The sequence below is a fragment of the Anaeromusa sp. genome (assembly GCF_028691475.1).
Taxonomy (GTDB): domain Bacteria; phylum Bacillota; class Negativicutes; order Anaeromusales; family Anaeromusaceae; genus Anaeromusa.
This window is the reverse complement of the sequence record NZ_JAQUZF010000170.1, coordinates 1-3,971: the sequence shown is the minus strand read 5'-3', so window position 1 is coordinate 3,971 and position 3,971 is coordinate 1. Positions and strand designations below refer to the sequence as shown.

Sequence of the window (3,971 nt, the reverse complement as noted above, 5' to 3'; positions counted from 1 at the left end):
AAATGTTAATTTTCCATAACAATTATGCAATAATTCATAAAAAAATAACTATAAAAAAGTTGACTAGCATCTTTTAGTTTTGCGTGGTACAATAAAAATGCACGTACACTGAATACACGTGAAAACTTTAATTTGTTTCAGAGACGGTGCAAAGCCTTTACAATGTTACAGGAAAGATGTATATTAAAAATAATTGATATATATTCTTTCCACTATTTTTTTTAGTAATATTCATAAAAATACACTTAGAGAAAAGAGAGGGGAATTTAGTCAATGAAGAAAATGAAAACAATGGATGGCAACACTGCAGCGGCGTACGTATCGTATGCTTTTACCGAAGTAGCTGCGATTTTCCCAATCACTCCTTCTTCGCCGATGGCGGAGCATGTGGATGAATGGGCTGCTCAAGGGAAGAAAAATCTTTTCGGTCAGCCTGTTCGCGTGGTAGAAATGCAGTCCGAAGCCGGCGCTGCCGGTGCGGTGCATGGCTCTTTGCAAGCTGGCGCTTTGACGACCACTTATACGGCGTCGCAGGGCCTGCTGCTGATGATTCCTAATATGTATAAAATTGCCGGCGAATTGCTGCCGACCGTTTTCCATGTCAGCGCACGTGCGTTGGCTGCCAACTCTTTGAATATTTTCGGCGATCATCAGGACGTGATGGCTGCTCGTCAGACCGGTTTTGCCATGCTGGCTTCCAACAGCGTGCAGCAATCCATGGACATGGCCTTGGTAGCTCACTTAACCGCTCTGAAAGGCCGCATTCCTTTTGTGCATTTCTTTGACGGCTTCCGTACTTCCCATGAAATTCAGAAGATTGAGCTCATCGACTATGAAGATATGGCGAAGGTAACCGACTTTGAAGCTGTTGATGCATTCCGCCGCAACGCTTTGAATCCGGATCATCCGGTAATTCGCGGTACCGCACAGAATCCGGACATCTACTTCCAGGAACGTGAAGTTTCTAATAGCTTCTATGAGGCTATTCCTGAAATGGTAGAAGCTTACATGCAGGAAGTGTATAAAATTACTGGCCGTGAGTATCATTTGTTTGATTACTACGGCGATCCTGAAGCAGATCGTTTGATCATTGCTATGGGTTCCGGCTGTGAAGCGATTGAAGAAACAATCGATTATTTGCGCAGCAAAGGTGAAAAAGTGGGTCTGCTGTCGATTCATCTGTATCGTCCTTTCTCCATTTCTCACTTCTTCAAATATATTCCTAAGACGGTTAAGAAAATTGCCGTACTGGATCGCACCAAAGAACCTGGCTCTCAGGCTGAACCTTTATTCCAGGACGTTAAAACGGCGTTCTACAATGTCAAAGATTGGCAGCCTGTTATCGTCGGCGGCCGTTATGGCTTGGGTTCCAAAGAATTCACGCCAGCTCATGTGGTTTCGGTCTTCGATAACCTCAAAGCTGCACAGCCGAAAGACGGCTTCACCGTCGGTATTGTCGACGATGTGACCAATTTGAGCCTGCCGTTGCCGACAGAGGATCTCGATACTACTCCTGCTGGCACGAAAGCCTGTAAGTTCTGGGGCTTGGGTTCCGACGGCACCGTCGGCGCCAACAAGAGCGCCATTAAAATTATCGGCGACCATACGGACATGTATGCGCAAGGCTACTTCGCCTATGACTCCAAGAAGTCCGGCGGCGTTACCATGAGTCACTTGCGTTTTGGTAAATCTGCCATTAAATCGCCTTATCTCATCAACAAAGCTGACTTCATCGCCTGCCACAACCAGGCCTATGTCTACAAGTACAATGTTCTTGACGGCTTGAAGCCAGGCGGCAGCTTCCTCTTGAACTGCATCTGGAACGAAGCAGAGCTGGAAACGCATCTGCCGGCGGCCATGAAGCGCTTCATTGCCAAAAACAATATTTCCTTCTACACTCTGGACGCTGTGAAGATTGGTAATCAAATCGGTCTGGGCAGCCGCATTAACATGATCATGCAATCGGCGTTCTTTAAAATTGCCGACATCATTCCTGTGGAAGACGCCATTAAGTATCTGAAAGATGCTGTGGAAAAATCCTATGGCAAAAAAGGTCAGAACGTTGTTGACATGAACAATGCAGCCATCGACCAAGGCGTTAACGCTATTGTCAAAATCAACGTTCCCGCTTCTTGGGCGGATGCGCCGAACGATCTGGCTTGCGCCGAAGGCGTCAAACCGGAATTTGTTGAAAAAGTAGTTGACCCCATGAATCGTCTGGAAGGCGACAGCCTCCCTGTGAGCACTTTCGTAGGCGTAGAAGACGGTACCTTCCCGGTAGGCACTTCTGCTTATGAAAAACGCGGCATTGCCGTGAACGTGCCGGAATGGCAAGTTGACAAGTGTATCCAATGTAACCAGTGCGCTTATGTTTGTCCTCATGCAGTTATCCGTCCGGTGCTGATGAACGACGAAGAAGTTAAAAATGCTCCGGAAGGTATCCAAACCAAGCCGGCTGTAGGCGCTAAAGAACTTCATTTCCATCTGGCTATTTCTCCGCTGGATTGCACCGGTTGCGGCAACTGCGCCCAGGTGTGCCCTGCAAAAGAAAAAGCATTGATCATGAAACCTTTGGAAAGCCAGCTTTCCAATTGCAACGAGCGTTGGAACTATGCAACGAAAGAAGTGTCTGTGAAAGCTAACCCTGTGAACAAGCTGACGGTTAAAGGCAGCCAGTTCGAACAGCCGCTGCTCGAGTTCTCCGGCGCCTGCGCAGGCTGCGGCGAGACTCCTTACGTCAAATTGGTAACGCAGCTCTTCGGCAATCGCATGATGGTAGCCAATGCTACGGGTTGTACTTCCATCTGGGGCGCCAGCGCTCCGTCCATGCCGTACTGCACCGACCGCGAAGGTCATGGTCCGGCTTGGGCTAACTCCCTCTTCGAAGACAATGCTGAGTTTGGTTTAGGCATGCTCTTTGGTACTAATGCAGTTCGGGCTAAACTGGCTGACGATGTAGCAGAAGCTCTTAAATTGGATCTTGATGCGGAACTGAAAGCCGCTATGACCGATTGGCTGGAGAAAGTCGATAGCAGCGAAGGCACTCGTGAGCGTGCTGCTCGTCTGGCTGCCGCTTTGAAAGGCAACGAAGGCAAAGCGCCTGTGCTGGCGGAAATCGCTAAAAACAGCGACTTCTTCACCAAGCGTTCTCAGTGGGTATTCGGCGGCGACGGCTGGGCTTATGATATCGGCTACGGCGGTCTTGACCATGTATTGGCTTCCGGCGAAAACATCAACGTGCTGGTTCTGGATACCGAAGTGTACTCCAATACTGGCGGTCAGTCCTCCAAATCGACCCCGGCAGCGGCTATCGCTCAGTTTGCCGCTAGCGGTAAGAAAACCAAGAAAAAAGATCTCGGCATGATGGCCATGTCCTATGGCTATGTATATGTGGCGCAGATTGGCATGGGCGCGGACAAAAACCAAACCCTCAAAGCCATTGCTGAAGCTGAAGCATATCCGGGTCCGTCCCTGATTATCGCTTATGCTCCATGTATTAACCACGGCCTGAAACAAGGCATGGGCTGCAGCCAGGAAGAAACTAAAAAAGCTGTGGAATGCGGCTACTGGTCCTTGTATCGCTTCAATCCGGAGCTTGCTGAGCAAGGCAAGAATCCTTTCACCTTGGATTCTAAAGAGCCTACTGGTGACTTCCAAGCCTTCCTTAAAGGCGAAGTCCGTTATGCTTCTCTTCAGAAGCAGAACCCGGATAATGCGCAAGCATTGTTCGCCAAAACAGAAAAAGATGCCGCTGATCGTCGCGCTACCTACAAGCGCCTCGCTGACGCATAATTGCTTAAAGCAAAAAGAATGGCCGGTCCCTTGCGGGGCCGGCTGTTTTTTGTCGGTTCTATGTCAATGGTTGGGGTAAAAGCATAAAGTAATGTTGGCAGCGAGGATGCAAATTCTCGCTGCTATCTATTTTTAGTAACCGCAAGATAGAGGATGCGGTTACGCATTCGCTCAAAATT

At 48.6% G+C, this 3,971-nt stretch carries 1 protein-coding gene; it reads left to right on the top strand.

The window, feature by feature from the left end:
- The first annotated feature begins 273 nt into the window (after positions 1-273).
- On the top strand, positions 274-3,792 hold the full coding sequence (gene nifJ / locus PHF27_RS13665) for a pyruvate:ferredoxin (flavodoxin) oxidoreductase (protein ID WP_300071225.1): 3,519 nt from the start codon (positions 274-276) through the stop codon (positions 3,790-3,792).
- The last annotated feature ends 179 nt before the right edge of the window (positions 3,793-3,971 follow it).

What these genes read in the sequence shown, in the direction of transcription:
- nifJ (WP_300071225.1), top strand. Translation starts at nt 274, where the DNA reads ATGAAGAAAATGAAAACAATGGATGGCAACACTGCAGCGGCGTACGTA.